This is a genomic window from Citrobacter sp. Cpo015, from assembly GCF_030333035.1.
GTDB classification, from domain to species: Bacteria; Pseudomonadota; Gammaproteobacteria; order Enterobacterales; family Enterobacteriaceae; genus Citrobacter; species Citrobacter portucalensis.
On record NZ_JAOWGS010000039.1, the window covers coordinates 211,013 to 237,589 of the forward strand.

The window sequence follows — 26,577 nt, forward strand, 5'->3', positions numbered from 1 at the left end:
CACAAGGAATTGAAGCTATGTCGAAATCCTCACTGCTGCTGATTTTAGGTTTGCTCACTACAGGTACTGCGTTCGCGGCAACGCCGGAAGCTACTTTTCTGGCCGAACACGGGCTTAGCGGGAAATCCGTCGAACAAATCGTAGAGACGATTGATCAGTCACCGCAGAGTCGCCCGCTGCCGTACTCCGCGTCCATCACCAGCACCGCGTTGAAGCTCTCTTCGGGCGATCAGGTTTATACCCTGCCGCTCGGTGACAAGTTTTATCTGTCGTTTGCCCCGTATGAATGGCAAACACATCCTTGCTTCAACCACAGCCTTTCTGGCTGCCAGGGCGAAATGCCGGAGAAGACATTCAATGTCAAAGTGACGGATAACAAGGGTGATGTGGTGGTACAAAAAGCGATGAAGAGCGGCCGTAATGGCTTTGTCGGGGTATGGCTACCGCGCAATATGGAAGGCACCATCGCAGTGAGCTACAACGGTAAAACGGCGGAGTATCCTATTAAGACGATGGAAGACAGCCAGACCTGTCTGACAAAATTGCAGTTGCGCTAATAACATAAAAAAATGCCGGATAGCGCAATGCTTATCCGGCCTACTGGTGTTTCTCTCGTAGGCCGGATAAGGCGAAGCCGCCATCCGGCATTTTCTAAGTCAGCGCAGGGTCGTTACTGCAGCAGAGAAATATCTGCCACGCGCAAGAACAGCTCGCGCAGTTTTTCGAGCATAGACAGACGGTTAATACGCAGATCTTTATCTTCTACGTTGACCATCACTTTCTCGAAGAACGCATCAACCGGTTCACGCAGTTCCGCCAACTCAACCAGCGCTTCCTGGTAACGACCGGCAGCGAAGACAGGCTCCAGCTTATCGCGCAGCACAACCACCTGCATCGCCAGCGCAATTTCTTCCGGCTCTTTCAGCGTTGCCGCATTCACGCGGTCATTCAGCGTCTCTTCAGACTTCGCCAGGATGTTCGATACACGCTTGTTCGCGGCAGCCAGCGCGGACGCGGCTTCCAGCGTACGGAAGTGCGAAACCGCCTTCATACGTGCGTCAAAATCAGCCGGACGAGTCGGACGACGTGCCAGCACGGCCTGAATGGTGTCGACGGTATAACCTTCGTCCTGATACCAGGCGCGGAAGCGACCGAGCATAAAGTCGATAACGTCATCCACCACGTTGGCGTTGGTCAGCTTGTCACCATACAGACGAACCGCTTCTTCGGTCAGCGTTTGCAGATCCAGATTCAGGTTCTTCTCAACGATAATACGCAGCACACCCAGCGCAGCACGACGCAGCGCAAACGGGTCTTTGTCGCCTTTCGGATGCTGACCGATACCGAAGATACCCGCCAGGGTGTCCATCTTGTCAGCAATCGCCACGGCACAAGCTACCGGGTTCGACGGCAGATCATCACCAGCAAAACGCGGCTGATACTGTTCGTTCAGCGCAACAGCTACATCTTCCGCTTCACCATCGTGACGCGCGTAGTGCATGCCCATCACACCCTGGGTGTCGGTGAATTCGAAGACCATGTTGGTCATCAGATCGCACTTGGACAGCAGGCCAGCACGCGTTGCGTGGTTAACATCCGCGCCAATCTGACCAGCAATCCAGCCCGCCAGCGCCTGGATACGGTCAGTCTTGTCGCGCAGCGTACCCAGTTGCTGTTGGAACAGCACGGTTTGCAGACGCGGCAGATGGTCTTCCAGACGTTTTTTACGGTCGGTATTGAAGAAGAACTCGGCATCCGCCAGGCGCGGACGAACGACTTTCTCGTTACCGGAGATAATCTGGATCGGATCTTTCGATTCGATGTTGGCAACGAAGATAAAGTTCGGCAGCAGTTTGCCGTCGTTCGCGTAAACCGGGAAGTACTTCTGGTCACCTTTCATGGTGTGAACCAGCGCTTCAGACGGAACTGCGAGGAATTTCTCTTCGAATTTCGCGGTCAGCACTACCGGCCATTCTACCAGCGAGGTGACTTCTTCCAGCAGGCTCTCGCTCAGATCAGCGTTACCGCCAATCTTACGCGCCGCTTCTTCAGCATCGGCTTTGATTTTCGCTTTACGCTCAGCGTAATCCGCAATTACTTTGCCGCGCTCACGCAGGATTTCCGGGTACTGATCGGCAGAATCGATGGTGAATTCCGGCTCGCCCATAAAGCGGTGTCCACGGATCACGCGATCGGACTGAATGCCCAGAATCGTTGCCGGAATCACTTTGTCGCCCAACAGCAGGGTCACGGTGTGAACCGGACGCACGAAGTGGACATCAGACGCGCCCCAGCGCATCAGTTTCGGGATAGGCAGCTTCGCCAGTGACGTGGCGATCATGTTTGGCAGCAGCGTTTCTGCGCTTTCGCCTTTTACATGCGCACGGTACAGCAGCCATTCGCCTTTGTCGGTAGTCAGACGCTCAGCCTGATCAACCGTGATGCCGCAGCCACGTGCCCAACCTTCTGCCGCTTTGCTCGGTTTACCTTCAGCGTCAAACGCCTGGGCAATGGCCGGACCGCGTTTTTCAACTTCGCGATCGGGTTGAGATTCCGCCAGATTCGCGACTTTCAGCGCCAGACGACGCGGCGCGGCGAACCACTCAACGTTGCCGTGCGCGATGCCAGCGTTATCTAGCTCCGCGGTAAAGTTTGCAGCAAAGGACTCAGCCAGGCTGCGCAGTGCTTTTGGTGGCAGCTCTTCAGTGCCGATTTCCACCAGAAAAGTTTTCTCAGACATGGCCGCCTCTTATTTGTCTTTGTTGCACATCGGGAAGCCAAGGGCTTCACGGGAAGCGTAGTAAGCTTCTGCCACTGCTTTGGTCAGGGTGCGAATTCGCAGGATATAGCGCTGACGCTCAGTGACGGAGATGGCTTTACGCGCATCCAGCAGGTTGAAGCTATGGGCGGCTTTCAGAATGCGTTCATACGCAGGCAGCGGCAGCGGATTTTCCAGCGCCAGCAGCTGCTGCGCCTCTTTCTCGTACTGCTCGAAGCAGGTGAACAGGAAGTCCACGTCGGCGTATTCAAAGTTGTAGGTGGATTGCTCCACTTCGTTCTGATGGAACACGTCGCCGTAAGTGGTTTTACCCAGCGGGCCGTCGCTCCAGACCAGGTCGTAAACGCTGTCTACGCCCTGAATGTACATGGCCAGACGTTCCAGACCGTAAGTAATTTCCCCGGTTACTGGTTTACATTCCAGGCCACCAACCTGCTGGAAGTAGGTGAACTGCGTCACTTCCATGCCGTTCAGCCACACTTCCCAACCCAGACCCCAGGCACCCAGCGTCGGGTTTTCCCAGTTATCTTCCACGAAACGGATATCGTGAATGGTCGGGTCCATACCCAGTTCTTTCAGAGAACCCAGGTACAGCTCCTGAATGTTGTCCGGAGACGGCTTAATCACTACCTGGAACTGATAGTAGTGCTGTAAGCGGTTCGGGTTTTCGCCATAGCGGCCATCGGTCGGACGACGAGAAGGCTGCACATAAGCAGTCGCCATCGGCTCCGGCCCCAGCGCACGCAGGCAGGTCATTGGGTGAGATGTTCCCGCGCCGACTTCCATGTCCAATGGTTGAACGATGGTGCAGCCCTGGCGAGCCCAGTAATCCTGTAAGGTCAGGATCAAGCCCTGGAAGGTCCTGGTATCAAACTTTTGCATATTATTTCGTGCTGGATACGTGTGGATTTAAAGGAAGCGGTCAGTATACCCGCTGGCTGCAAGATATACAGTACGAAACGGGAAAAAGGGGGAACTTAGCGCATGGAAAGGTGCAAAAACTGCCCGTCTGCATCAAAAGAGCAGACAAAACTCTCTTTACGGAAGGTAGAACCACGCATCTCATAGCTGCCCTGGAATTGCTCCAGGCCGGAGATATCAATTTTCTGCGCGCCAGTGTTGTAGCGTTGCGCCGCCTCATTTTTGCACAATGACTCCATATCCAGCGAACGTGTGGCACTGACCTTAACCTTTTGCGCTTTCTGCGCAGGTGCAGACGATTGTGTGTCAGCGCACGCTACCAGCAAAAGGGCAGCGATCGCGGGAAAGAAATACTTCATCATCATTTTATTACCGCCTGGTTTGCTGGTCAGTCTTATTATTAGTGTCTGGAAACAGATCCTATTTTGAGAATCTCATCAGACCATCTCAAGCTTTAGCGTAAGAACTCGGATTATTCCAGTGAGCTACGTTCGCAAAATATCGGTCAGACTTTTTTTAATGGACACAGAGGAACTGATGCAGCCCAAAATTTTCTGGATTGATAACCTGCGCGGGATAGCCTGTTTAATGGTCGTGATGATCCACACCACAACCTGGTACATCACCAATGCGCAAAGCGTCAGCCCGTTGAATTGGGATCTGGCTAACGTGCTCAATTCAGCTTCTCGCGTCAGCGTTCCGCTGTTCTTTATGATTTCGGGCTATCTGTTTTTTGGTGAGCATAGCGCCAAACCGCGCCATTTCCTGCGCATCGCGCTTTGCATTCTGTTTTACAGCAGCGTGGCGCTGGCCTATATCCTGCTGTTTACCTCGATCAACGCTGAGCTGTCGCTGAAGAACCTGCTGCAAAAGCCGGTGTTCTATCACCTGTGGTTTTTCTTCGCGATCGCCGTCATTTACCTGGTTTCTCCGCTGATACAGGTGAAAAATATCAGCGGCAAGATGCTACTGGCGCTCATGGTTGTGATTGGGGTGATTGCCAATCCCAACACCGTCTCGCAAAAAATCGGCGGCTTTGAGTGGCTCCCAGTCAACCTGTACATCAGTGGCGATACTTTCTATTACATCCTGTACGGCATGCTGGGCCGGGCGATTGGCATGATGGATACGCAAAAGCGTGCGCTCAGCTGGCTCTGTGCGGCGGTATTTATTACCGCAGTATTTATTATTTCTCGTGGCACATTGCATGAACTGCGCTGGCGAGGCAATTTTGCCGACACCTGGTACCTCTACTGCGGCCCAGCGGTATTTATTTGCGCCGCCTCGCTCCTGACGCTGGTCAAAAATACGCTCAGCACACGTACCCTGCCGCTACTGGGCCTTATTTCTCGCCATTCATTGGGCATTTATGGTTTTCATGCGCTGATCATTCACGCACTACGTACCAACGGAATTGAACTCAAAAACTGGCCACCGCTGGATATACTGTGGATTTTCAGCGCCACGCTGGCAGGAAGTTTACTTTTGTCTATTCTGTTGCAGCGTATTGATACGCGTAGGCTGGTGAGTTAGGTGTCTCCAGGCAGCGCCTGATTACGCGAACGCTGCAGTAAAAATTGCCCCATTAAACACACGAAGAATGCTGCCGGGTATAACCCTATTTCGAAGGGCGCCAACGGGGCATTCCACACCCCCACCAGCAACAGCCCTGCCGTGATGAGCGCCACCATCTGACATACGGAAACGAAGCGTTCATCGTTTTGATTGAGATTTACTGCGCGCTGATAGGCATACGTTACGAACATCCCCGTCATCAGCGCCCCCAAAAAATACCCCTTGCCGCTCAATAACGGGCATGCACGCCATAAACCGATACTGTAAGTCAGTATGCCTGAGAGGAATAATATCCATGGCAACAGCCTGGTTGTCTTCATTGGGATCTCCTTATCCATCATGGATACAATATGAATAACCCGCTAAAGACAACACAGAAAAAAGCGACTACACAGGACTTTCAGAATACATCCATACGTGTAACTTATTATTTTCGTGAATATATATATGCAGCAAATTCCCCTCTGCTAGCCAGAGGGGAAAGTGGTCAGGACATCAGCGGTTGTAATTGCTGATAGATACGACGGAAAGTTTCTCGACGCTGTTGATAACGAGCATGACGCTCCGCGTCAGGATAATGCGCCTGCTCCAGCGTAAGCTGAGGCAGTAACTCTGATAACGACGTTTGCGGATTCATGGCAACTTGCGCCAGGCGCGCCGCGCCGAGAGCAGGGCCAACGTCACCGCCGGTACGGTAATCCAACTGCAATCCGCTGATGTCAGATAGCATCTGACGCCAGTATTCACTACGCGCCCCACCGCCGATCAGCGTAATGCTGGCGGGCTGAACGCCACAGGCATGTACCACGTCCATACCGTCAGCCAGCGCAAAACCCACACCTTCCAGCACCGCCTGTGCCAGTTCTGCCGGACCATGCTGATGTGTCAGACCGAAAAATACGCCCTTGGCCTGCGGATTGTTATGCGGCGTACGCTCGCCGGACAAATAAGGTAAAAACCAGACCGGCTCCGCGTGTTCATCCGCCTGTTGCGCAGCGTCAATCAACGCAGGAACGCTCGCCAGTCCGGTTAATTTTGCCGCCCAGTCCAGACACGATGCCGCACTTAACATTACAGACATCAGATGCCATCGCTCAGGCAAAGCATGGCAAAAACTGTGAACCGCACTTTCCGGTTTGCTAAGGAAACCATCACTCACCGCAAAATAGACGCCGGATGTCCCCAGCGAAAGCATCGCCTGACCGGCATTCATCATGCCTACGCCAACCGCGCCCGCCGCGTTATCACCACCTCCGGCAACAACCGCAACCTCCTGCATTCCCCAGGCTTTAGCGACGTCTGGCAATAAGGTTCCGGTAATCTCGCTGCCTTCATAGAGCGCAGGCATATGTGCGCGAGTCAGTTTACAGGCAGCCAGAATGACATCGCTCCAGTCACGCTTCGCGACATCCAGCCACATTGTCCCTGCAGCATCAGACATATCGCTGGCAAAATCACCGGTCATGCGCAAACGCAGGTAATCTTTCGGCAGCAGGACTTTATCAATCTGGTTGAAAATCTCCGGCTCGTGGCGTTGCACCCACAGCAGTTTTGGCGCGGTAAAGCCAGGCATCATCAGGTTGCCGGTGATGGCACGAGACTGCGGAACCTGACTCTCCAGCATCACGCACTCTTCAGCACAGCGGCCGTCGTTCCATAAGATAGCCGGACGCAATACCTTCTGTCGTTCATCCAGTAGCGTAGCGCCGTGCATCTGCCCGGCAATCCCTAACGCTTTCACCTCGCGGAGTGAATGCTGCTGACCCAGTGCTTTTACCGCGCGATCCGTTGCCAGCCACCACTGCTCAGGGTCTTGTTCTGACCATAACGGGTGCGGGCGCGAGACGGTGAGTTTCTCCGTTTTTGAAGCCACCACATCGCCCTGCTCATTGAGCAGAATGGCCTTTACGCCTGATGTGCCAAGATCTATCCCGATATACATAAGGCATCGTTCCTTAAAGAAAGGCCCGGTAGCGCTAGCTGACCGGGCTTACGGACGTTCTCAGAGACCCGTTATTTGTCGAACAAATAATGGTTTACCAGATTTTCCAGCAATTCCTGATGACCGCTCTGGTGCACTGGCGCCAGGTTGTGTTGTTCAGCGTACTGCGCAATTTCTGTCAGCGTCATCTGGCCTTTCAGAATTTGCTGGCCCAGCTCACCATTCCAACCGGCATAACGTTTAGCCACACGCTGATCCAGGCCACCGTCTTCAATCATACGGGCCGCAATTTTCAGCGACAGCGCCATGGTATCCATCGCGCCAATATGACCATAGAACAGATCGTATTTATCGGTGCTCTGACGACGTACTTTGGCATCAAAGTTCAGGCCGCCGGTAGTGAAGCCGCCCGCTTTCAGGATTTCGTACATCACCAGCGCATTCTCTTCTACGCTGTTCGGGAACTGGTCGGTATCCCAGCCCAGCTGTGCGTCGCCGCGGTTGGCATCGACAGAGCCAAACAGACCCAACGCGATAGCAGTGGCGATTTCGTGATGGAACGAATGGCCTGCAAGCGTAGCGTGGTTGGCTTCGATATTCAGTTTGATCTCTTTTTCCAGACCGAACTGCTTGAGGAATCCGTACACGGTCGCCGCATCGTAGTCGTACTGGTGCTTGGTCGGTTCCTGCGGTTTCGGCTCGATAAGCAAAGTGCCCTGGAAACCGATTTTGTGTTTGTGTTCCACGACTAATTGCATGAAACGACCAATCTGCTCACGTTCCTGACGCAGATCGGTATTCAGCAGTGTTTCATAACCTTCACGGCCGCCCCACAGAACGTAGTTTTCACCACCTAACTTGTGCGTGGCATCCATGGCCGTAACCACCTGCGTGGCGGCCCAGCTGAACACTTCTGGATCTGGGTTTGTGGCCGCACCCGCACCGTAGCGTGGGTTAGTGAAGCAGTTTGCTGTACCCCACAGCAGCTTCACGCCGCTCTGTTCCTGTTTTGCCGCCAGCACATCAACCATCTGCGCAAAGTTGTTTTTGTACTCTTTCAAAGACGCGCCTTCCGGCGAAACATCCACGTCATGGAAGCAGTAGTAAGGCACGTTCAGCTTGTGGAAAAACTCAAATGCCACATCCGCTTTGCGTTTCGCCAGCGCCAGAGCTTCACCAGGCTGCTGCCATGGACGATCGAAAGCGCCCATACCGAACATATCCGCCCCGTTCCAGCAGAAGGTATGCCAGTAGCAGGCCGCAAAACGCAGATGATCTTCCATGCGCTTGCCCAATACGATTTCGTCAGGGTTGTAATGGCGAAATGCGAGCGGGTTGGTGGATTGAGTGCCTTCGAAACGAACACGATCGAGTTGGTCAAAATAAGCCGGCATAATAAGCTCCATAATCAGGTAATACGGCAAGTAAACTGCGATATGGCTATACTGGAATTTCCTGATTTATTGCTCAATTACGTTATTTCACACCGCCATTAAGAGAATACCCAAACGTGCGCTGGCTCCCAAAAAAACGCGCTAAATAAAGAAATAAAAAAGCGATCGCGATCGAAGGTTAGTCATTAAACAAAAAACCGTAATGCGCAGATAAAAAATGACAATTGTCATCCCGCGACCAGTATGTAAATTTTGCGTAGCCTCAGGCAATCAGGAATTTTGTCACGCTTCATCAAGCAGTCGTACCTGCGATTTTGCTAGTATCGACAGGCCCACGTTAACCTTTCCAGGACAGGTTCTTATGTTTGATAAACGTCACCGCATCACTCTGCTATTTAATGCCAATAAAGCCTACGACCGCCAGGTGGTAGAAGGTGTGGGTGAATATTTACAGGCATCGCAATCCGAGTGGGATATATTCATTGAGGAAGATTTCCGCGCCCGTATCGATAATATTAAAGACTGGTTAGGCGACGGCGTTATTGCTGATTATGACGATGATGATATTGCGCAATTACTTGCCGATGTTGAAGTTCCCATCATCGGCGTTGGAGGCTCCTACCATCTGGAGCAAGATTATCCACCGGTACATTACATCGCCACCGACAACCATGCGTTGGTAGAAAGCGCTTTCCTGCACCTGAAGGAAAAAGGGGTTAACCGCTTTGCATTCTATGGTCTGCCATCGTCAAGCGGCAAACGCTGGGCCGCGGAACGTGAATATGCGTTTTGCCAGCTGGTTGCCAAAGAGAAGTACCGCGGCGTTGTCTATCAGGGGCTGGAAACCGCACCGGAAAACTGGCAGCACGCGCAAAATCGTCTGGCGGACTGGCTACAAACACTACCGCCGCAAACCGGTATTATCGCCGTTACCGACGCGCGGGCACGACACGTCCTGCAAGTCTGCGAGCACCTGCATATTCCAGTACCGGAAAAGCTGTGTGTGATTGGGATCGACAACGAAGAACTGACCCGCTATCTGTCACGGGTGGCGCTTTCATCCGTGGCCCAGGGAGCCAGGCAGATGGGGTATCAGGCCGCTAAGCTCTTACATCGTTTACTGGCAAATGAAGAGCTGCCGCTGCAACGTACACTGGTTCCTCCGGTGCGCGTCATTGAACGCCGCTCAACCGACTACCGTTCATTAACCGATCCGGCGGTGATTCAGGCGATGCACTTTATCCGCAACCATGCCTGTAAAGGTATTAAGGTTGAACAAGTGCTGGATTCAGTGGGGATTTCTCGTTCGAATCTGGAGAAGCGTTTTAAAGAAGAGGTCGGAGAGACTATCCACGCCGTGATTCATGCCGAAAAGCTGGAAAAAGCGCGCAGCCTGTTGATATCTACCACGCTTTCAATCAACGAAATCTCACAGATGTGCGGCTATCCGTCTCTGCAATACTTTTATTCGGTCTTTAAGAAAGAGTATGACACGACGCCCAAAGAGTATCGCGATGTGAACAGCGAAGTGTTGCTATGAGGATTATTGCCGGATGCGGCGAAGCCGCCATCCGGCACACAGAATTACATATGCGCGGCGATTAAACGCTGGTTATCCTGATACATTGCGAACAGATAGTTGTTGTAGCTCTGTCCTTTAGTGGAATAACCCTTCAGCTTATGAATCATCGCAGTAGCGGTGACTTCCTGATCGGCTTTACGCAGTTGCGCACGTGACTTACGGAATGAAGAGTAAGCCGGATGCGTGTTCAGGTTGATGACGTAAGCATTCACCGACTCTTTCACCGATTCAAACTGTGAGTAGCCTTTCACCTTACCCGGGGCATTGTTACAACGACCTTTGCCACATTTCATGCCAAACAGGTTGTTGTTGCTACGCGCCAGCTTCGACGTACCCCAGCCACTTTCAGCCGCAGCCATGGTTGCCACCATACTGGTCGGGATAATGTCTACGCGCTCAAGCAGCGTATTCCATGGGATTTTACGCGTGTTGCCAGACCAGCTCACCTTGTAGCGCTTCGCGATATCTTTCATACGCGTACGCTCAGTCGGTGACCAGCGGTTCTGGTACTGTTTTGAAATCAGCCAGTTACGGTCCGCCGTAATGGCAGCATTTTGACTGGTAATATAAGGCATAACCGTCCGGAGAAACGCTTTTTTCCTTGGTGTTCCGGAAGGGTATTTTCGCAAATCAGGAAGTGAACTACTCTTTGCACTATTGCGAGAATACTCTTGTTTACTGCTTACCTGTGTATTACTTGTCTTGATTACCTGGGGCTTGTGACTCGTTGTCGCCGTGTGTGTCTTTGCCAGCACCTCACCAGAAAATGCAACGGTGAGTAACATAAGAATCATTGCCCCATATCGTCGAATGGGAGTCAATATCATTAGGTCTCCTGGTCGGATTTATACATTCCAACACCTTATATTTTTCACAAAAATGAGAGATGAATCTCAAATCATATCAAAAATAGCCGTCAAGAGCACCCAAAGGAATAGTCCAATTCTGAAACCATGTCACGCATTAACGGTTCAGGGTGCGATTAATTCGAAGAAAATGTGGAGGTTATCGCAAAATGAGTTCATTTTTTGCGCGCGATCGCTCACCCTCACCTCTCCTCCTGGCGGAATCGACTCAAAGGAGGAGTTTCCGGCCTGATTTCACTGGCAAACTGGCGAAAATCGCAGCACCAAGGACAGCATTATGAAACTTGCCGCCGTTGCGCTGGCGCTCATGCCCGGCATTGCCATCGCCTCATCATGGACTTCTCAGGGACTCCCCACCTTCGAAGCGGAAGGTACGGGTAAATTCGTCAGCCATGCAGCGTTGACGAAGGGTACGCGTCCTTTAATCCTAAATTTTGACCAACAGTGCTGGCAGCCTGCTGATGCGATAAAACTCAACCAGATGCTGTCGCTAAAACCGTGTGAAGGCGCCCCGCCGCAGTGGCGCTTATTCAAAGACGGCGATTACACGCTGGAAGTGGATACCCGCTCCGGAACGCCAACGTTGATGCTCTCGGTAAAAAGCGCCGCAGACCCTGTCACGACCCAGATTCGCCAGTGCCCGAAATGGGATGGTTCGCCGTTAACACTGGATGTGAGCCAGACCTTTCCGGAAGGTGCCGTGGTGCGTGATTTCTACAGCCAGCAAACGGCAACGGTAAAAAATGGGTCGATTACCCTACAGCCTGCCACAGCCAGTAACGGACTGTTGCTGCTGGAACGGGCGGAAACCGATGCCCCGGCCGCTTTCGACTGGCATAACGCTACGGTGTATTTCGTCCTGACGGATCGCTTTGTAAATGGTGACCCGAGCAACGACCACAGCTACGGGCGTCGCAACGACGGCATGCAGGAAATTGGTACTTTCCACGGGGGCGATTTGCGCGGGCTCGCCAGCAAACTCGACTATCTACAACAGTTAGGCATCAACGCCCTGTGGATCAGCGCGCCGTTTGAGCAAATTCACGGCTGGGTCGGCGGTGGCACCAAAGGTGATTTCCCCCATTATGCTTACCACGGCTATTACACTCAGGACTGGACCACGCTCGATGCGAATATGGGTAATGAAGCTGACCTGCGTGCGCTGGTTGACGGCGCGCACCAGCGCGGCATTCGCATCCTGTTTGATGTCGTCATGAATCATACCGGCTACGCCACGCTGGCGGATATGCAGGAGTATCAGTTTGGGGCCCTGTACTTGTCGGGCGATGAACTGAAAAACACGCTCGGTGAACGCTGGACGGACTGGAAGCCAGCCGCCGGGCAAAGCTGGCACAGCTTTAATGATTACATCAACTTCAGCGATAAAGCAGGCTGGGAAAAATGGTGGGGGAAAAACTGGATCCGCACCGATATTGGCGATTACGACAATCCGGGTTTTGACGACCTGACCATGTCGCTGGCTTTCCTGCCCGATCTGAAAACCGAATCCACCACGCCTTCCGGGCTGCCAAACTTTTATCAACACAAACCGGATACGCACGCTAAAGCTATTGCTGGTTATACGCCCCGCGATTATCTGACCCACTGGCTCAGCCAGTGGGTGCGTGATTACGGGATTGACGGGTTTCGGGTCGATACCGCCAAACACGTCGAACTTCCCGCCTGGCAGCAGTTAAAAACACAGGCCAGCGCGGCGCTGGTTGAATGGAAGAAAGCGAACCCGGATAAAGCGCTTGATGACAAACCTTTCTGGATGACCGGCGAGGCCTGGGGTCACGGCGTGATGCAAAGCGACTATTACCGTCACGGCTTTGATGCGATGATCAATTTCGACTATCAGGAGCAGGCGGCAAAGGCCGTCGATTGTCTGGCAAATATGGATGTCACCTGGCAACAGATGGCTGAGAAATTGCAGGATTTCAACGTTCTGAGCTATCTTTCCTCGCACGATACGCGTCTGTTCCGCGAAGGTGGAGACAAAGCCGCCGAGCTATTGCTGCTGGCGCCAGGCGCGGTACAACTCTTTTACGGCGACGAATCGGCCCGGCCCTTTGGACCAACAGGTTCAGACCCATTGCAGGGTACGCGCTCAGAAATGAACTGGCCGGATGTGGCCGGGAAATCTGCCGCCAGCGTCACTCACTGGCAGCGCATCAGTCAGTTCCGGGCCAGACATCCCGCCATCGGCGCCGGTAAACAGACCACGCTGACATTGAAGCAGGGATACGGATTTATCCGCGAGCATGGCGGCGATAAGGTGATAGTGGTGTGGGCCGGTCAGCCCTGATCCCAACAGGCTTCCCGCTGTGCATACAGCGGGAAACCCAACACAAAATAAAAAACCAGCCAGGCAAACATCTGTAGCACAAAACATCAATCCAGCCCGCTCCCCCTGATTTGCACCCTGCCATAGGTAGCGCTATGGTTAGCCACTTTACTACTCAGTTCGACAGACCCCCTGCTATGACATTCTCACTTTTTGGCGACAAATTTACCCGCCATTCAGGCATCACCCGCCTGATGGAGGACCTCAACGACGGTTTACGCACCCCAGGCGCCATCATGCTCGGCGGTGGTAATCCGGCGCAAATTCCAGAGATGCAAAATTACTTCCAGTCCCTGCTGACAGATATGCTGGCAAACGGCAAAGCCACTGATGCGCTTTGCAATTATGACGGTCCGCAAGGGAAAACCGAGCTACTGTCTGAACTGGCGAAACTGCTACGTGAGAAGCAGGGTTGGGATATCGAGCCACAAAATATTGCACTGACAAATGGCAGTCAGAGCGCGTTTTTCTACTTATTCAATTTGTTCGCCGGACGCCGCGCTGACGGAACAACGCAAAAAGTGTTATTCCCGTTAGCGCCGGAATACATTGGCTATGCCGATTCCGGGCTGGAAGAAGATCTCTTCGTCTCAGCACGTCCAAACATCGAACTGCTACCGGAAGGCCAGTTTAAGTATCACGTTGATTTTGAACACCTGCACATCGGTGAAGAAACGGGCATGATCTGCGTGTCGCGCCCCACTAACCCGACAGGCAACGTGATCACCGACGACGAGCTGATGAAGCTGGACCGGCTGGCCAACCAGCATGGGATCCCACTGGTGATTGATAACGCCTATGGCGTACCGTTCCCTGGCATTATCTTTAGCGAAGCACGCCCACTGTGGAACCCCAACATTGTGTTGTGCATGAGCCTTTCCAAGCTGGGTCTGCCAGGTTCCCGCTGCGGCATCATTATCGCGAATGAAAAAATCATCACGGCGATTACCAATATGAACGGCATCATCAGCCTGGCACCTGGCGGAATGGGTCCAGCGATGATGTGCGAGATGATTAAACGTAACGATCTGCTGCGCCTGTCCGAAACGGTTATCAAGCCGTTTTACTATCAGCGCGTTCAGGAGACGATTGCGATTATTCGCCGCTACTTGTCTGAAGATCGCTGCCTTATCCATAAACCTGAAGGCGCGATTTTCCTGTGGCTATGGTTCAAAGATTTACCGATCACCACCGAACTGTTGTATCAGCGTCTGAAAGCGCGCGGCGTACTGATGGTTCCTGGTGACTACTTCTTCCCGGGGCTGGATAAACCCTGGCCACATACCCATCAGTGCATGCGGATGAACTACGTGCCAGAGCCGGAGAAAATCGAAGCTGGCGTGAAGATTCTGGCGGAAGAGATCGAACGCGCCTGGCTGGAAGGCTAACGCAAACCCGACCCAAGTGCGGGTCGGGCTCACTTCACAGCGGCTGTGAACGCAGGCGCTGGCGCTGAATACTGACGGCATCAACACACTGCAACGCGCTGGTCGGGCAGGCTTCGACACACGCTGGTCCCGCCTCGCGATGCCAGCACAAATCGCATTTTATCGCCTGCACCCGCGACGAACGGGCAACGACATTCATTGCCCCAAACGGGCAGGCCAGCATACAGCTTTTACAACCAATACAACGTGCCTGTTCAACGAAGATATGCCCATGTTCACGACGAATGGCGTGAGTTGGACAAACATTCGCACAGGGAGCGTCTTCGCATTGATGGCAGGCGACCGCCGTGGTAAAGGCGTCGTCTTTGATGACCCGAATCCGCGGTATAAACGCAGAAGAAGAGACCGAAGCACAGTCCTGGTTTTGCTGATGCGCGACGACGCAGGCAACTTCGCAGGTACGACACCCAATACATTTTGCCGCATCCGCCATAATAAACGCGTTCATTGCCCCCTCCCTCTGCGTGAAAACCACAGAGTGCCAGAGAGACCGCCCCTGGCGCTTTGATCGGACAGGGGAAACGGTTAAATTTTGTCAGGTGACTGAATAACCTTAATCGCGAACGGTAAAACCCAGCTCATTTGAAATCGCCTGCGCGGTTTCCCGTAGCGGCTTGAGTAGATTTTTTTCCCCTATCTGCTTAAGTCGCGAGGTAGATAGTGAAATTGACACCGCGTACGGCACCCGACCATGAATATCAAACACCGGCACGGCAATACAGGAAACGCCCAATTCGTTCTCTTCCCGATCCATCGCCATACTGCTTTCGCGGATCTGCGCCAATTCGTCGTACATCGCTGGTAAACCGGTAATGGTATTGCGGGTCAGCGGCTGAATAAGATCCTGATGGCTCTCCCAGTAAGATTTCACATAATCCGCATGCCCAAACGCCATGTAAATTTTACCCATCGCGGAGCAATACAGTGGCATATGTTGACCGATATAAGCGCGAGTACGCAGCATGCCCGTCGTCGGTTCCAGCTTATAAATCAGAATCGCGTGGTCATCTTCACGGCTGGAGAAGTTGATTGTTTCACCAGTAGCAATATTCAACGCTTCGAGGTGCGGCGCGGCAACATGGATGATATTCAGTGACGACAGTGCCTTCTGCCCAACGGCGATAAATTTGGTGGTCAGCCTATAGCTACCCGCAGCAGGTGCAGGCGTGACATATCCGCAGGACTGCAGCCCTTGCAGGAGTCGATGCACTGTACTTTTGTTCAGCCCGGCCAGTTCAGACAGATGGGCCAATGGGCACCCATTCGGATAGTTACTCAGAATCTCAATCAACATCAAACCACGGAACAGGCTCTGACTTCCGGCTGGCCTCTCTTTGTCTTGCGTCATTTCACTCTCTTTTGTGCCCATCGCTTCCGCTCCCCTTTTCGTCGCGCTCTGATGGTAGCGCAAAGTGTGTTTTAGTTCACGATCTGAACCGAAAAAACACAACTATTTGATTTTGATGATTTTAAAAAATAGACCACCCCGTTGATCTGTCAAAATTTGATCGCTATATTTGAAATCAGATTTCGCATAGTGAAATTTAGAGATAAAAAAGCGATCAAATTTAAACAAGGAAACAGGAATGAAAGTCACTTTTGAGCAGTTGAAAGATGCGTTCAATCGGGTACTGCTGGCACGCGGTATTGCCGTTGAAACCGCCGATGCCTGTGCCGAAATGTTTGCGCGCACCACCGAGTCCGGCGTTTATTCGCACGGTGTGAATCGTTTTCCTCGTTTTATTCAGCAATTGGATAACGGCGACATCATTCCTGAGGCCAAACCGCAACGCATTACCAGCTTGGGGGCGATTGAACAATGGGATGCTCAGCGTTCGATCGGCAATCTGACGGCGAAAAAGATGATGGACAGAGCCATTGAGCTGGCCTCCGATCACGGTATTGGCCTGGTCGCACTGCGTAACGCCAACCACTGGATGCGCGGCGGCAGCTATGGCTGGCAGGCGGCGGAGAAAGGTTACATCGGTATCTGCTGGACTAACTCGATTGCCGTCATGCCACCGTGGGGTTCGAAAGAGTGCCGCATTGGTACTAACCCGCTGATCGTCGCGATCCCCTCATCGCCAATTACCATGGTTGATATGTCGATGTCGATGTTCTCCTACGGCATGCTGGAAGTGAATCGCCTGGCCGGTCGCGAACTGCCGGTAGACGGTGGCTTTGATGATGAAGGCAATCTCACCAAAGAGCCGGGCGTTATCGAAAAAAACCGCCGCATATTGCCAATGGGTTACTGGAAAGGTTCAGGTCTGTCGATTGTGCTGGATATGATTGCCACCCTGCTTTCTGATGGCTCTTCCGTTGCGGAAGTCACCCAGGATAACAGCGATGAATATGGCGTTTCACAGATATTTATCGCCATTGAAGTGGATAAACTGATCGATGGCGCCACCCGTGATGCCAAGCTACAGCGGATTATGGATTTCATCACCACCGCCGAACGCGCAGATGAAAACACGCCTGTCCGTCTGCCGGGCCACGAGTTTACGAAGCTACTGGAAGAAAATCGCCGGAACGGTATCACCGTTGACGACAGCGTCTGGGCAAAAATTCAGGCCCTGTAAGGAGCAACACCATGATCTTCGGACATATTGCTCAACCTAACCCATGCCATTTGCCTGCTGCGATTGAAAGGGCCCTCGACTTTCTGCGCACCACAGATTTTCGCAAACTGGAGCCGGGCGTGGTGGAGATCGACGGTAAAAATATCTTCGCGCAAATTATTGATTTAACCACGCGTGACGTTGCCGAAAATCGTCCTGAGGTGCATCGCCGCTATCTGGATATTCAGTTTCTGGCCTGGGGTGAAGAGAAAATCGGGATCGCCATTGATACCGGGAATAACCAAATCAGTGAATCGCTATTAGAACAGCGCGATATTATTTTTTATCACGCCAGCGAACATGAATCTTTTATTGAAATGATTCCGGGAAGTTACGCCATATTTTTCCCGCAGGATGTTCATCGTCCAGCATGTCATAAAACTGTCGCCACACCGATCCGCAAAATAGTCGTGAAGGTTGCTATTTCAGTTTTATAAAAGGAGCACAAAAAATGAAAGCTAACACTACCGGTTATATTATCGGTGCGTACCCCTGTGCACCCTCATTTCACCAAAAGAGTGAAGAGGAAGAGAAGGAATTCTGGCGACAACTCTCCGATACCCCGGATATTCGCGGACTGGAGCAGCCCTGTCTTGAACATCTGCACCCGTTAGGCGACGAATGGTTATTACGCCATACGCCGGGCGACTGGCAAATCGTGGTCACGGCCATTATGGAAACCATGCGCCGTCGCGGTATTAATGGTGGTTTCGGGCTGGCCTCCAGCGATGAAGAACAGCGTAAAGCCTGCGTGGCGTATTACCGTCATCTGCAGCAGAAAATCAACCATATCAATGCGGCCAACGGCGGAAAAGTGATTGCACTGGAGTTGCATGCTGCCCCGCTGGCGGGCAACCCGAACGTCGCTCAGGCCACCGACGCGTTTGCTCGTTCGCTGAAAGAAATTACCCGCTGGGACTGGTCCTGCGATCTGGTGTTGGAACATTGCGATGCCATGACAGGCCCCGCGCCACGCAAAGGATTTTTACCGTTAGACAACGTGCTGGACGCGATAGCCGGATATGACATCAGCGTGTGCATTAACTGGGCGCGCTCGGCCATTGAAGGGCGGAGCCTCACCCTACCGCTGACCCACACGCAGCAGACCAAACGGGCTGGGAAACTGGGCGCACTGATGTTTTCCGGTACCACGCTTGCGGGGGAATACGGCGAGTGGCAGGACTTACATGCACCGTTTGCCCCTTTCTGTCCAGAAGGTCTAATGACCACAGAGCATGCCCACGAATTATTCGCCTGCGCAGGAGCAGATCCATTGCAATTTTCTGGCATTAAATTGCTGGAAATAAATGCCAGTGCAGATGTGAACCATCGTGTAGCGATATTGCGCGACGGTATCGCCGAATTAAATAAAGCAAAACTATAAAAAAAAATACTACTCTACGAGAATATTAATATGAACATGACCTCTCGCCCTACACTTCAAGACATACCCCGTCAGCGCTGGCTACGGATTATTCCACCTATTCTTATCGCCTGTATTATTTCTTATATGGACCGCGTCAATATCGCTTTCGCGATGCCCGGCGGAATGGATGAAGAATTAGGTATTTCCGCCACCATGGCCGGTCTGGCCGGTGGTATTTTCTTTATCGGTTATCTGTTTTTACAGGTTCCCGGCGGAAAAATTGCCGTACACGGCAGCGGCAAGAAATTTATCGGCTGGTCGCTGGTTGCCTGGGCGGTTATTTCCGTTCTGACGGGATTAATCACGAATCAGTATCAACTGCTGGTTTTGCGTTTCTTACTCGGTGTTGCTGAAGGCGGCATGCTGCCGGTCGTGCTGACGATGATCAGCAACTGGTTCCCCGACGCCGAGCGCGGTCGCGCCAATGCGATTGTGATTATGTTTGTGCCGATTGCCGGGATCATTACCGCCCCGCTCTCGGGCTGGATCATCACCGTACTCGACTGGCGTTGGCTGTTTATCATTGAAGGTTTACTGTCTGTCGTCGTCCTGGTGCTGTGGGCCTATACCGTTTACGACCGTCCGCAGGAAGCACGCTGGATCTCTGAGGCGGAGAAAAATTACCTGGTAGAAACCCTGGCCGCCGAGCAAAAAGCTATTGCCGGAACAGAGGTCAAAAACGCCTCTCTGGGTGCAGTGCTTTCCGATAAAACCATGTGGCAGCTAATCGCGCTGAACTTCTTCTATCAGACCGGGATTTACGGTTACACCCTGTGGCTGCCGACCATCCTCAAAGAGTTGACTCACAGCAGCATGGGACAGGTCGGCATGCTCGCCATTCTGCCATACGTCGGCGCAATTGCCGGGATGTTCCTGTTCTCTTCACTCTCTGACCGCACCGGTAAACGCAAGTTGTTCGTCTGCCTGCCGCTGATTGGCTTTGCCCTGTGCATGTTCCTCTCTGTGGCGCTGAAAAATAACGTCTGGCTGGCTTATGCCGCGCTGGTCGGCTGCGGATTCTTCCTGCAATCGGCTGCGGGCGTGTTCTGGACTATTCCAGCGCGTTTGTTCAGTGCGGAAATGGCCGGTGGCGCACGTGGGGTCATCAACGCTCTCGGCAACCTCGGTGGTTTCTGTGGCCCTTACGCAGTCGGCGTTCTCATCACCCTGTACAGCAAAGATGCGGGCGTTTATTGCCTGGCAATTTCACTGGCTCTGGCCGCGCTGATGGCCCTGTTGCTGCCAGCGAAATGCGATGCAGGTGCCGCGCCGCTAAAGACGCTGAATCCACATAAACGTACAGCTTAAAACAATGCCCGGTGGCGCTTCGCTTACCGGGCCTACAGGTAACAACCGTCCCAGGCTGGATAAGCGCAGCGCCATCCGGCAAAAATGAGATAACAAAGATGAGTGAGAAAGCGACCTTCTGGCTGGGTATTGATTGTGGCGGTACATATCTGAAAGCGGGTTTGTATGATGCCAAAGGTCATGAGCAGGGAATTAACCGGCAATCGCTGCAGACAATATCGCCATTACCAGGTTACGCCGAACGCGATATGCACCAACTGTGGCAACAGTGCGTCGCGACCATCGCCGGGCTGTTAAAGCGCACAGGCGTGTGCGGTGAGCAAATCAAAGGCGTCGGTATATCCGCTCAGGGCAAAGGTCTGTTCCTTCTCGATAAACAAGATAAGCCACTAGGCAATGCCATTCTCTCTTCTGACCGACGCGCGATGGAAATCGTTCAGCGCTGGCAGCAGGATGGGATACCTGAGCAGCTCTACCCGATCACCCGCCAGACATTGTGGACCGGTCATCCGGCATCGCTCCTGCGCTGGGTGAAAGAGAACACCCCCCAGCGCTACGCGCAAATTGGTAGCGTCATGATGGGTCATGACTACCTGCGCTGGTGCTTAACCGGCACCAAAGGCTGTGAAGAGAGCAATATCTCCGAGTCGAACCTCTACAACATGACCACGGGTCAGTACGACCCGAGGCTGACTCAGTGGCTGGGCATCAGTGAAATCGACAATGCCCTGCCCCCCATCGTTGGTTCAGCAGAAATATGCGGGGAAATCACCGCTCAGACAGCCGCCATAACCGGTCTGGCGGCGGGTACCCCCGTCGTCGGCGGACTGTTTGATGTGGTTTCCACCGCACTCTGCGCCGGTATCGAAGATGAACGCACCCTCAACGCGGTGATGGGTACCTGGGCCGTCACCAGCGGGATCGCTCACGGCCTGCGCGACCACGAGCCCTATCCCTATGTCTATGGTCGCTATGTAAATGACGGGCAGTACATCGTTCATGAAGCCAGTCCGACCTCTTCAGGCAATCTGGAATGGTTTACCGCCCAGTGGGGCGAACTCTCTTTTGATGAGATTAATCAGGCCGTTGCCAGCTTACCGAAAGCCGGTAGCGAGCTTTTCTTTCTGCCCTTTTTATACGGCAGTAACGCCGGACTGGAGATGACCAGCGGCTTTTATGGCATGCAGGCTATACACACTCGTGCCCACTTATTACAGGCCATCTACGAAGGCGTGGTTTTCAGCCACATGACCCATCTGAACCGCATGCGCGAACGTTTTACGCAGGCACATACCCTGCGCGTCACCGGAGGTCCAGCGCACTCCGACATCTGGATGCAAATGCTGGCGGACGTCAGCGGTTTACGTATCGAATTGCCACAGATTGAAGAGACCGGCTGCTTTGGCGCTGCGCTCGCCGCCCGCGTAGGCACTGGCGTTTATCACAATTTCAGTGACGCGCAGCGCAGCTTACAGCACCCGGTTCGCACACTGCTGCCAGACGCTACGGCGCATGCGAGCTACCAGCGTAAATACCGCCAATACCAGAATTTAATTACCGCACTACAGGGCTATCACGCCCGCATTAAGGAGCACGAATGATGAGTCGACCATTACTGCAACTGGCGCTCGACCACACCAACCTGCAGGCGGCCCAACACGATGTCGCACTGCTACAAGAGAGCGTTGATATCGTTGAGGCAGGGACGATTCTCTGCTTAACCGAAGGCCTGGCTGCCGTGAAAGCGCTGCGTACCCAGTGTCCAAATAAAATCATCGTTGCCGACTGGAAGGTAGCCGATGCGGGCGAAACCCTCGCACAGCAAGCGTTTGGCGCTGGCGCAAACTGGATGACTATCATCTGCGCTGCCCCACTGGCGACGGTAGAGAAAGGCCATGGCGTCGCGCAGTCCTGCGGCGGCGAAATTCAGATGGAACTGTTCGGCAACTGGACGCTGGATGATGCCCGTGACTGGTATCGCGTTGGGGTTCGCCAGGCAATTTACCATCGTGGCCGCGATGCTCAGGCCAGCGGACAACAATGGGGAGAAGCTGATCTGGCGCGCATGAAAGCGCTTTCCGATATCGGTCTGGAGTTGTCGATTACCGGCGGGATTACGCCCGCCGACCTGCCGCTGTTTCGCGATATCAACGTCAAAGCCTTTATCGCCGGACGCGCGCTGGCTGGGGCGCAAAACCCAACGCAGGTTGCCGCTGAATTCCATACGCAAATCGATGCTATCTGGGGAGCACAGTATGCGTAATCATCCGTTAGGTATCTATGAAAAAGCGCTGGCGAAAGACCTCTCCTGGCCGGAGCGTCTGGTGCTGGCGAAAAGCTGTGGTTTTGATTTCGTCGAGATGTCGGTGGATGAAACCGATGAACGCCTGTCGCGTCTCGACTGGAGCCCTGCTCAGCGTGCATCGCTGGTGAGCGCAATGTTAGAAAACGGCGTGGCAATCCCCTCAATGTGCCTGTCCGCCCACCGCCGTTTTCCGTTTGGCAGCCGCGATGAATCAGTCCGTGTTCGGGCACGCGACATCATGACCAAAGCCATTCGTCTGGCGCGCGATCTCGGTATTCGCACTATTCAACTGGCAGGTTACGACGTCTATTACGAGGAACATGACGAAGGTACGCAGCAGCGCTTTGCCGAAGGGCTGGCATGGGCAGTCGAGCAAGCCGCCGCCGCGCAGGTCATGCTGGCGGTAGAAATCATGGATACCGCTTTTATGAACTCAATTAGCAAGTGGAAAAAGTGGGATGAAATGCTGTCATCACCGTGGTTCACCGTCTACCCGGATGTGGGCAACCTCAGCGCATGGGGAAATGACGTCACTGCCGAACTGACGCTGGGCATCGACCGTATCGCCGCTATCCATCTGAAAGACACACTGCCAGTAACCGAAACCCATCCGGGCCAGTTTCGCGATGTACCCTTTGGCGAAGGGTGCGTGGACTTTGTTGGTATCTTCAAAACGCTGCATGAGCTGAACTATCGCGGGTCGTTTCTGATTGAAATGTGGACTGAAAAAGCAAAAGAGCCGGTACTGGAAATTATCCAGGCACGACGCTGGATAGAAGCACGTATGCAGGAAGGAGGATTTTCATGTTAGAACAACTGAAAGCCGATGTGCTGGCGGCCAATCTGGCGCTTCCGGCTCATGGTTTAGTCACCTTTACCTGGGGTAACGTCAGCGCTGTGGATGAAACGCGTAAGCTGATGGTGATTAAGCCGTCCGGCGTGGAATATGACGTGATGACCGCCGACGATATGGTGGTGGTGGATATTGCCAGCGGCAACGTGGTTGAAGGCAGTAAAAAACCCTCCTCAGACACGCCAACCCATCTGGCGCTGTACCGCCGCTACCCTGAGATCGGTGGGATCGTCCATACTCACTCACGCCACGCGACGATCTGGTCGCAGGCGGGTCTTGATCTCCCGGCATGGGGCACCACGCATGCCGATTATTTCTATGGTTCTATTCCGTGTACCCGGCTGATGACCGTTGAGGAAATCAATGGTGAATATGAATATCAAACCGGTGAAGTGATCATTCAGACCTTTGAGCAACGCGATCTCAATCCGCTGCAGGTTCCGGCAGTGTTAGTGCATTCACACGGTCCGTTTGCCTGGGGTAAAGATGCCGCAGATGCCGTACATAACGCAGTGGTACTCGAAGAATGCGCCTACATGGGGCTTTTCTCGCGCCAGTTAGCTCCGCAGTTGCCGGATATGCAGCCTGAGTTGCTGGATAAACACTATCTGCGTAAACACGGTGTGAATGCGTATTACGGGCAAAATTAACGTCCGGCGGCGCTGTGCTTGCACTGGTCTGTCATTTTGTAGGCCGGGTAAGCATAGCGCCACCCGGCGATCCTCATTTACGCCGAATTAATATGCTCTTTGCAGTAGCGCCGTTTCCACGCCGCAGGCGTCAGGCTGGTATGTTTACGAAAGATTTTGCGAAAGTAACCCACATCATTAAACCCACATTTAATCGCCACTTCGGTAAGCGACAGCGAGTCACTGATCAACAGCTTTTCTGCCGCCCTTACCCGCTGGCGATGCAATGCTTCAGTTAGCGTTAGTCGGAAAGCGCTCCGGAATACGCGCCCCAGATAATCCGCATTGCAATGCAGCTCTTTCGCCAGAGTTGAGGCACTAATCGGCAGGTGGAACTGGGTGTGGATTATTTGTTGCGCTTTCCATGCCAGCGCATTACCGGGGCTATCTGCGGGTTGCTCGCTAGCCGCCGCGGAGATTTGCTGCAAAATCAGCAGTAGGATCAGTTCCAGCGCAACGCTGCGATGAATATTTTCCTGCTCGCGTAAGAACTGGCGAAACAGCGAAATAATATATTGTGGCTCGCTAACCCGGGCATGCTGAGGAATCGCAAGCAACGGTTCTGTAAGTGAAGCATCGTTTTCTGCTGTCACCTCAAAGTGTAGCCAGTAAAATTTCAAATCAGCCGGAAACTGTCCCACACCAATATGCGAACGCTGCGGCCATAACAGCAAACTTTCTCCAGCATTCACGCAAAAAACGGTCTGACCTTCGCGAATCGTTAATGTCCCTTTTTCGACAAAGATGATTTCCCAGGATTGCAATTGCCGCGCCGGATGGCTTCCCACACCTCGGGAAATAAATAGCCCACCATTTTGCACTTTAATCGGAAGAGACATGGATAATTCGAGCATATATATTCAAATTCCCGCTTTTTTGCATTATTTAAACTGCTCTTTATTATTGATTATTCACGATAAACTTGCTTTTCGCTGGATCGAAATCACATTTTTATAATGAAGTCGGAATTGTCATCTTTTTATACTTTTCTCTTCCCTTGTTGACCCAAACATTTCGTGCAGAATAAATAACGTACTTTGCAAATTACAAACAAATAACCCGCAACGTAGCGGGATACTTTCTGAACATCCTCTCCGGGAGTTATTTATGACTTCGGCTCCGATTACGACATCTGATTTGGCACAGCGTGCCCAGGACGACAAATTATCCCTGCGTGAAAAAATAGGTTATGGGTTAGGCGATGCAGGCGGGACGGTAATTACCTGTCTGATCATGAACTTCCTGACATTTTTCTACACCGATGTCTTCGGGTTAACGCCCGCGCTGGTCGGCACATTGTTTATTGCCCTGCGTGTATTTGATGCCATTTCCGATCCGATAATGGGCATACTTGCCGACCGCACGCAAAGCCGCTGGGGGCGTTTTCGCCCATGGCAGCTGTGGGTGGCAATTCCCATTGGCATCATTGGCGTACTCACGTTTACCGTCCCTGACGCCAGCATGAGCGTAAAAATCGCCTGGGCATTCGGCACCTATCTACTGCTCTCTGTCGGCTATACCGCCATCAACGTACCGTATTGTGCGCTGATCAACACCATGACGACCCGCCATAACGAGGTGATCGCCTGTCAGTCCTGGCGCTTTGTGCTGTGCGGCGTGGCGGGATTCCTTGTCTCCGTTGGTCTGCCGTGGATGGTGGATATTCTGGGTCAGGGCAATGTCGCGCAGGGTTATCAGTTCGGCGTGGGCATCCTGTGCGCCATCGCTGTGGTGATGTTCCTGTGCTGCTTCTTCTGGGTTCGCGAGCGTGTGCCGCTGGCGATGATGGGGAAATTTACCCTGCGTGAACACATTGGTGGGCTACGCAAAAATGACCAGTTGCTGCTAATGCTGGTGATGTCTTTCCTGCTGATTAACGTCTTCAATATTCGTGGCGGCGGGTACATGTATTTCATTACCTACGTGCTGGAAGGCAGTACCGCTTACACGTCGCTGTTTTTCACCATGGTGACCTTTGCGTCCATCATCGGTTCAGTGGTTGTCAGCCCGCTGACCCGCCGTATAGATACCGTCAAACTCTATTACTACACCAACCTGGTGCTGGCAGCCCTGGCAGTGATGATGTGGTTCCTGCCGACCGGCCCGGCTTATCAAACATTATGGCTGGCGGTTATTCTCGGCAACGGCATTATTCTGGGCTTTACGCTGCCTCTGCACTTCTCGCTGATGGCCTTTGCCGACGATTACGGCGAGTGGAAAACCGGCGTGCGTTCTTCCGGCATGAATTTCGCCTTCAACCTGTTTTTCATCAAGCTGGCCTGGGCCTCAAGCGCGGGGATCATCAGCCTGTTATTTATTTTTGTCGCCTATCAGCCAGGCGCTGGTAACCAAACCGCCAGTTCGCTGCAAGGAATTACCGCGATGGAGACGCTACTTCCCGCGCTGTTCCACCTGCTGTTGGCGCTGTCTATCCGCATCTGCAAACTCAATAATCCGATGATGTCGCGCATTGCCACCGATCTGCGTCAGCGTCATGTACAGCCTTAAGGAGCACGAA

24 protein-coding genes are annotated in these 26,577 nt (G+C 53.0%); 14 read left to right on the forward strand and 10 right to left on the reverse strand.

Annotation, left to right across the window (positions count from 1 at the left end):
- The first annotated feature begins 17 nt into the window (after window positions 1-17).
- Window positions 18-557 carry a copper-binding periplasmic metallochaperone CueP gene (gene cueP / locus OGY67_RS22630; RefSeq protein ID WP_032945331.1) on the forward strand — a complete coding sequence of 180 codons (540 nt, stop codon included), beginning with the start codon at window positions 18-20 and terminating at the stop codon, window positions 555-557.
- Window positions 558-670: 113 nt separating this feature from the next.
- Here cueP and glyS read toward each other — a convergent pair whose 3' ends face one another.
- From glyS to OGY67_RS22645, 3 genes are all read right to left on the reverse strand, one after another.
- Complete coding sequence (glyS, locus tag OGY67_RS22635; protein ID WP_008786433.1) at window positions 671-2,740, reverse strand: glycine--tRNA ligase subunit beta; 2,070 nt, start codon at window positions 2,738-2,740, stop codon at window positions 671-673.
- A gap of 9 nt (window positions 2,741-2,749) precedes the next feature.
- Window positions 2,750-3,661, reverse strand: coding sequence for a glycine--tRNA ligase subunit alpha (gene glyQ, locus OGY67_RS22640; protein WP_001168551.1), 912 nt, complete (start codon window positions 3,659-3,661; stop codon window positions 2,750-2,752).
- A 95-nt stretch (window positions 3,662-3,756) separates the two neighbouring features.
- The gene (locus OGY67_RS22645; RefSeq protein ID WP_020996059.1) at window positions 3,757-4,065 is read right to left on the reverse strand and encodes a YsaB family lipoprotein; all 309 of its coding nucleotides are present in this window, start codon (window positions 4,063-4,065) and stop codon (window positions 3,757-3,759) included.
- A 172-nt stretch (window positions 4,066-4,237) separates the two neighbouring features.
- On the opposite strand from OGY67_RS22645, the gene OGY67_RS22650 reads away from it, so the two are divergent.
- Entirely contained in the window at window positions 4,238-5,233 is a 996-nt protein-coding gene (locus OGY67_RS22650; RefSeq protein ID WP_286574550.1) for an acyltransferase, read from the forward strand.
- On the opposite strand, the gene yiaB is transcribed toward OGY67_RS22650, so the two are convergent.
- The 3 genes from yiaB to xylA form a co-directional block, all read right to left on the reverse strand.
- On the reverse strand, window positions 5,230-5,595 hold the full coding sequence (gene yiaB / locus OGY67_RS22655; protein WP_057066853.1) for an inner membrane protein YiaB: 366 nt from the start codon (window positions 5,593-5,595) through the stop codon (window positions 5,230-5,232). The genes OGY67_RS22650 and yiaB overlap by 4 nt on opposite strands.
- A gap of 167 nt (window positions 5,596-5,762) precedes the next feature.
- Window positions 5,763-7,217 carry a xylulokinase gene (xylB, locus tag OGY67_RS22660; protein ID WP_057066855.1) on the reverse strand — a complete coding sequence of 485 codons (1,455 nt, stop codon included), beginning with the start codon at window positions 7,215-7,217 and terminating at the stop codon, window positions 5,763-5,765.
- Between the two features lie 71 nt (window positions 7,218-7,288).
- Window positions 7,289-8,611 (reverse strand): xylose isomerase, encoded by a 1,323-nt coding sequence (gene xylA / locus OGY67_RS22665; protein ID WP_048236992.1) that lies wholly within the window; start codon window positions 8,609-8,611, stop codon window positions 7,289-7,291.
- Window positions 8,612-8,972: 361 nt separating this feature from the next.
- On the opposite strand from xylA, the gene xylR reads away from it, so the two are divergent.
- Window positions 8,973-10,151, forward strand: a complete 1,179-nt coding sequence (gene xylR / locus OGY67_RS22670; RefSeq protein WP_003827365.1) for a D-xylose utilization transcriptional activator XylR — start codon at window positions 8,973-8,975, stop codon at window positions 10,149-10,151.
- Between the two features lie 44 nt (window positions 10,152-10,195).
- Here xylR and OGY67_RS22675 read toward each other — a convergent pair whose 3' ends face one another.
- The gene (locus tag OGY67_RS22675; RefSeq protein ID WP_008786441.1) at window positions 10,196-11,020 is read right to left on the reverse strand and encodes a protein bax; all 825 of its coding nucleotides are present in this window, start codon (window positions 11,018-11,020) and stop codon (window positions 10,196-10,198) included.
- A 316-nt stretch (window positions 11,021-11,336) separates the two neighbouring features.
- Here OGY67_RS22675 and malS point away from each other — a divergent pair, with 316 nt between their 5' ends.
- Together malS and avtA are read left to right on the forward strand one after the other, a co-directional pair.
- The gene (gene malS / locus OGY67_RS22680; protein ID WP_286574553.1) at window positions 11,337-13,367 is read left to right on the forward strand and encodes an alpha-amylase; all 2,031 of its coding nucleotides are present in this window, start codon (window positions 11,337-11,339) and stop codon (window positions 13,365-13,367) included.
- Window positions 13,368-13,543: 176 nt separating this feature from the next.
- Entirely contained in the window at window positions 13,544-14,794 is a 1,251-nt protein-coding gene (gene avtA, locus OGY67_RS22685) for a valine--pyruvate transaminase (RefSeq protein WP_003837697.1), read from the forward strand.
- A gap of 34 nt (window positions 14,795-14,828) precedes the next feature.
- On the opposite strand, the gene OGY67_RS22690 is transcribed toward avtA, so the two are convergent.
- Window positions 14,829-15,302 carry a 4Fe-4S dicluster domain-containing protein gene (locus OGY67_RS22690; protein WP_008786443.1) on the reverse strand — a complete coding sequence of 158 codons (474 nt, stop codon included), beginning with the start codon at window positions 15,300-15,302 and terminating at the stop codon, window positions 14,829-14,831.
- A gap of 105 nt (window positions 15,303-15,407) precedes the next feature.
- Window positions 15,408-16,223, reverse strand: a complete 816-nt coding sequence (gene yiaJ, locus OGY67_RS22695) for an IclR family transcriptional regulator YiaJ (protein ID WP_003827359.1) — start codon at window positions 16,221-16,223, stop codon at window positions 15,408-15,410.
- A 217-nt stretch (window positions 16,224-16,440) separates the two neighbouring features.
- Between yiaJ and yiaK the strand changes: the two genes are divergently transcribed.
- From yiaK to araD, 8 genes are all read left to right on the forward strand, one after another.
- The gene (yiaK, locus tag OGY67_RS22700) at window positions 16,441-17,439 is read left to right on the forward strand and encodes a 3-dehydro-L-gulonate 2-dehydrogenase (RefSeq protein WP_003827358.1); all 999 of its coding nucleotides are present in this window, start codon (window positions 16,441-16,443) and stop codon (window positions 17,437-17,439) included.
- A gap of 11 nt (window positions 17,440-17,450) precedes the next feature.
- Window positions 17,451-17,915 (forward strand): YhcH/YjgK/YiaL family protein, encoded by a 465-nt coding sequence (locus OGY67_RS22705; RefSeq protein WP_103014694.1) that lies wholly within the window; start codon window positions 17,451-17,453, stop codon window positions 17,913-17,915.
- 14 nt (window positions 17,916-17,929) lie between these two features.
- The gene (locus OGY67_RS22710) at window positions 17,930-18,862 is read left to right on the forward strand and encodes a DUF4862 family protein (RefSeq protein ID WP_286574554.1); all 933 of its coding nucleotides are present in this window, start codon (window positions 17,930-17,932) and stop codon (window positions 18,860-18,862) included.
- A gap of 30 nt (window positions 18,863-18,892) precedes the next feature.
- On the forward strand, window positions 18,893-20,212 hold the full coding sequence (locus OGY67_RS22715) for an MFS transporter (protein WP_128611254.1): 1,320 nt from the start codon (window positions 18,893-18,895) through the stop codon (window positions 20,210-20,212).
- A gap of 98 nt (window positions 20,213-20,310) precedes the next feature.
- Entirely contained in the window at window positions 20,311-21,813 is a 1,503-nt protein-coding gene (locus OGY67_RS22720) for an FGGY-family carbohydrate kinase (RefSeq protein WP_286574555.1), read from the forward strand.
- Window positions 21,813-22,475, forward strand: a complete 663-nt coding sequence (ulaD, locus tag OGY67_RS22725) for a 3-keto-L-gulonate-6-phosphate decarboxylase UlaD (RefSeq protein ID WP_048227376.1) — start codon at window positions 21,813-21,815, stop codon at window positions 22,473-22,475. The genes OGY67_RS22720 and ulaD overlap by 1 nt, the downstream gene beginning before the upstream one ends.
- A complete protein-coding gene (locus tag OGY67_RS22730; protein ID WP_286574558.1) occupies window positions 22,468-23,328 on the forward strand; it encodes an L-ribulose-5-phosphate 3-epimerase in 861 nt (286 codons plus the stop codon). Before ulaD ends, OGY67_RS22730 begins: the two co-directional genes overlap by 8 nt.
- Window positions 23,322-24,020: an L-ribulose-5-phosphate 4-epimerase gene (araD, locus tag OGY67_RS22735; RefSeq protein ID WP_103284584.1), complete on the forward strand. Its 699-nt coding sequence runs from the start codon at window positions 23,322-23,324 to the stop codon at window positions 24,018-24,020. The genes OGY67_RS22730 and araD overlap by 7 nt, the downstream gene beginning before the upstream one ends.
- Window positions 24,021-24,097: 77 nt before the next feature.
- Here araD and OGY67_RS22740 read toward each other — a convergent pair whose 3' ends face one another.
- A complete protein-coding gene (locus OGY67_RS22740) occupies window positions 24,098-24,913 on the reverse strand; it encodes a helix-turn-helix domain-containing protein (RefSeq protein ID WP_003827350.1) in 816 nt (271 codons plus the stop codon).
- 253 nt (window positions 24,914-25,166) lie between these two features.
- Here OGY67_RS22740 and OGY67_RS22745 point away from each other — a divergent pair, with 253 nt between their 5' ends.
- Window positions 25,167-26,567, forward strand: a complete 1,401-nt coding sequence (locus OGY67_RS22745; RefSeq protein ID WP_048236996.1) for an MFS transporter — start codon at window positions 25,167-25,169, stop codon at window positions 26,565-26,567.
- The last annotated feature ends 10 nt before the right edge of the window (window positions 26,568-26,577 follow it).

Coding starts and splice junctions, on each gene's coding strand:
- OGY67_RS22730 (WP_286574558.1), top strand. CDS start 22,468: ATGCGTAATCATCCGTTAGGTATCTATGAAAAAGCGCTGGCGAAAGAC.
- yiaJ (WP_003827359.1), bottom strand. CDS start 16,223: ATGGGCACAAAAGAGAGTGAAATGACGCAAGACAAAGAGAGGCCAGCC.
- OGY67_RS22645 (WP_020996059.1), bottom strand. CDS start 4,065: ATGATGATGAAGTATTTCTTTCCCGCGATCGCTGCCCTTTTGCTGGTA.
- OGY67_RS22675 (WP_008786441.1), bottom strand. CDS start 11,020: ATGATATTGACTCCCATTCGACGATATGGGGCAATGATTCTTATGTTA.
- yiaK (WP_003827358.1), top strand. CDS start 16,441: ATGAAAGTCACTTTTGAGCAGTTGAAAGATGCGTTCAATCGGGTACTG.
- OGY67_RS22720 (WP_286574555.1), top strand. CDS start 20,311: ATGAGTGAGAAAGCGACCTTCTGGCTGGGTATTGATTGTGGCGGTACA.
- OGY67_RS22690 (WP_008786443.1), bottom strand. CDS start 15,302: ATGAACGCGTTTATTATGGCGGATGCGGCAAAATGTATTGGGTGTCGT.
- araD (WP_103284584.1), top strand. CDS start 23,322: ATGTTAGAACAACTGAAAGCCGATGTGCTGGCGGCCAATCTGGCGCTT.
- OGY67_RS22745 (WP_048236996.1), top strand. CDS start 25,167: ATGACTTCGGCTCCGATTACGACATCTGATTTGGCACAGCGTGCCCAG.
- glyS (WP_008786433.1), bottom strand. CDS start 2,740: ATGTCTGAGAAAACTTTTCTGGTGGAAATCGGCACTGAAGAGCTGCCA.
- xylA (WP_048236992.1), bottom strand. CDS start 8,611: ATGCCGGCTTATTTTGACCAACTCGATCGTGTTCGTTTCGAAGGCACT.
- avtA (WP_003837697.1), top strand. CDS start 13,544: ATGACATTCTCACTTTTTGGCGACAAATTTACCCGCCATTCAGGCATC.
- OGY67_RS22740 (WP_003827350.1), bottom strand. CDS start 24,913: ATGCTCGAATTATCCATGTCTCTTCCGATTAAAGTGCAAAATGGTGGG.
- yiaB (WP_057066853.1), bottom strand. CDS start 5,595: ATGAAGACAACCAGGCTGTTGCCATGGATATTATTCCTCTCAGGCATA.
- malS (WP_286574553.1), top strand. CDS start 11,337: ATGAAACTTGCCGCCGTTGCGCTGGCGCTCATGCCCGGCATTGCCATC.
- xylB (WP_057066855.1), bottom strand. CDS start 7,217: ATGTATATCGGGATAGATCTTGGCACATCAGGCGTAAAGGCCATTCTG.
- ulaD (WP_048227376.1), top strand. CDS start 21,813: ATGAGTCGACCATTACTGCAACTGGCGCTCGACCACACCAACCTGCAG.
- OGY67_RS22705 (WP_103014694.1), top strand. CDS start 17,451: ATGATCTTCGGACATATTGCTCAACCTAACCCATGCCATTTGCCTGCT.
- cueP (WP_032945331.1), top strand. CDS start 18: ATGTCGAAATCCTCACTGCTGCTGATTTTAGGTTTGCTCACTACAGGT.
- OGY67_RS22715 (WP_128611254.1), top strand. CDS start 18,893: ATGAACATGACCTCTCGCCCTACACTTCAAGACATACCCCGTCAGCGC.
- glyQ (WP_001168551.1), bottom strand. CDS start 3,661: ATGCAAAAGTTTGATACCAGGACCTTCCAGGGCTTGATCCTGACCTTA.
- xylR (WP_003827365.1), top strand. CDS start 8,973: ATGTTTGATAAACGTCACCGCATCACTCTGCTATTTAATGCCAATAAA.
- OGY67_RS22650 (WP_286574550.1), top strand. CDS start 4,238: ATGCAGCCCAAAATTTTCTGGATTGATAACCTGCGCGGGATAGCCTGT.
- OGY67_RS22710 (WP_286574554.1), top strand. CDS start 17,930: ATGAAAGCTAACACTACCGGTTATATTATCGGTGCGTACCCCTGTGCA.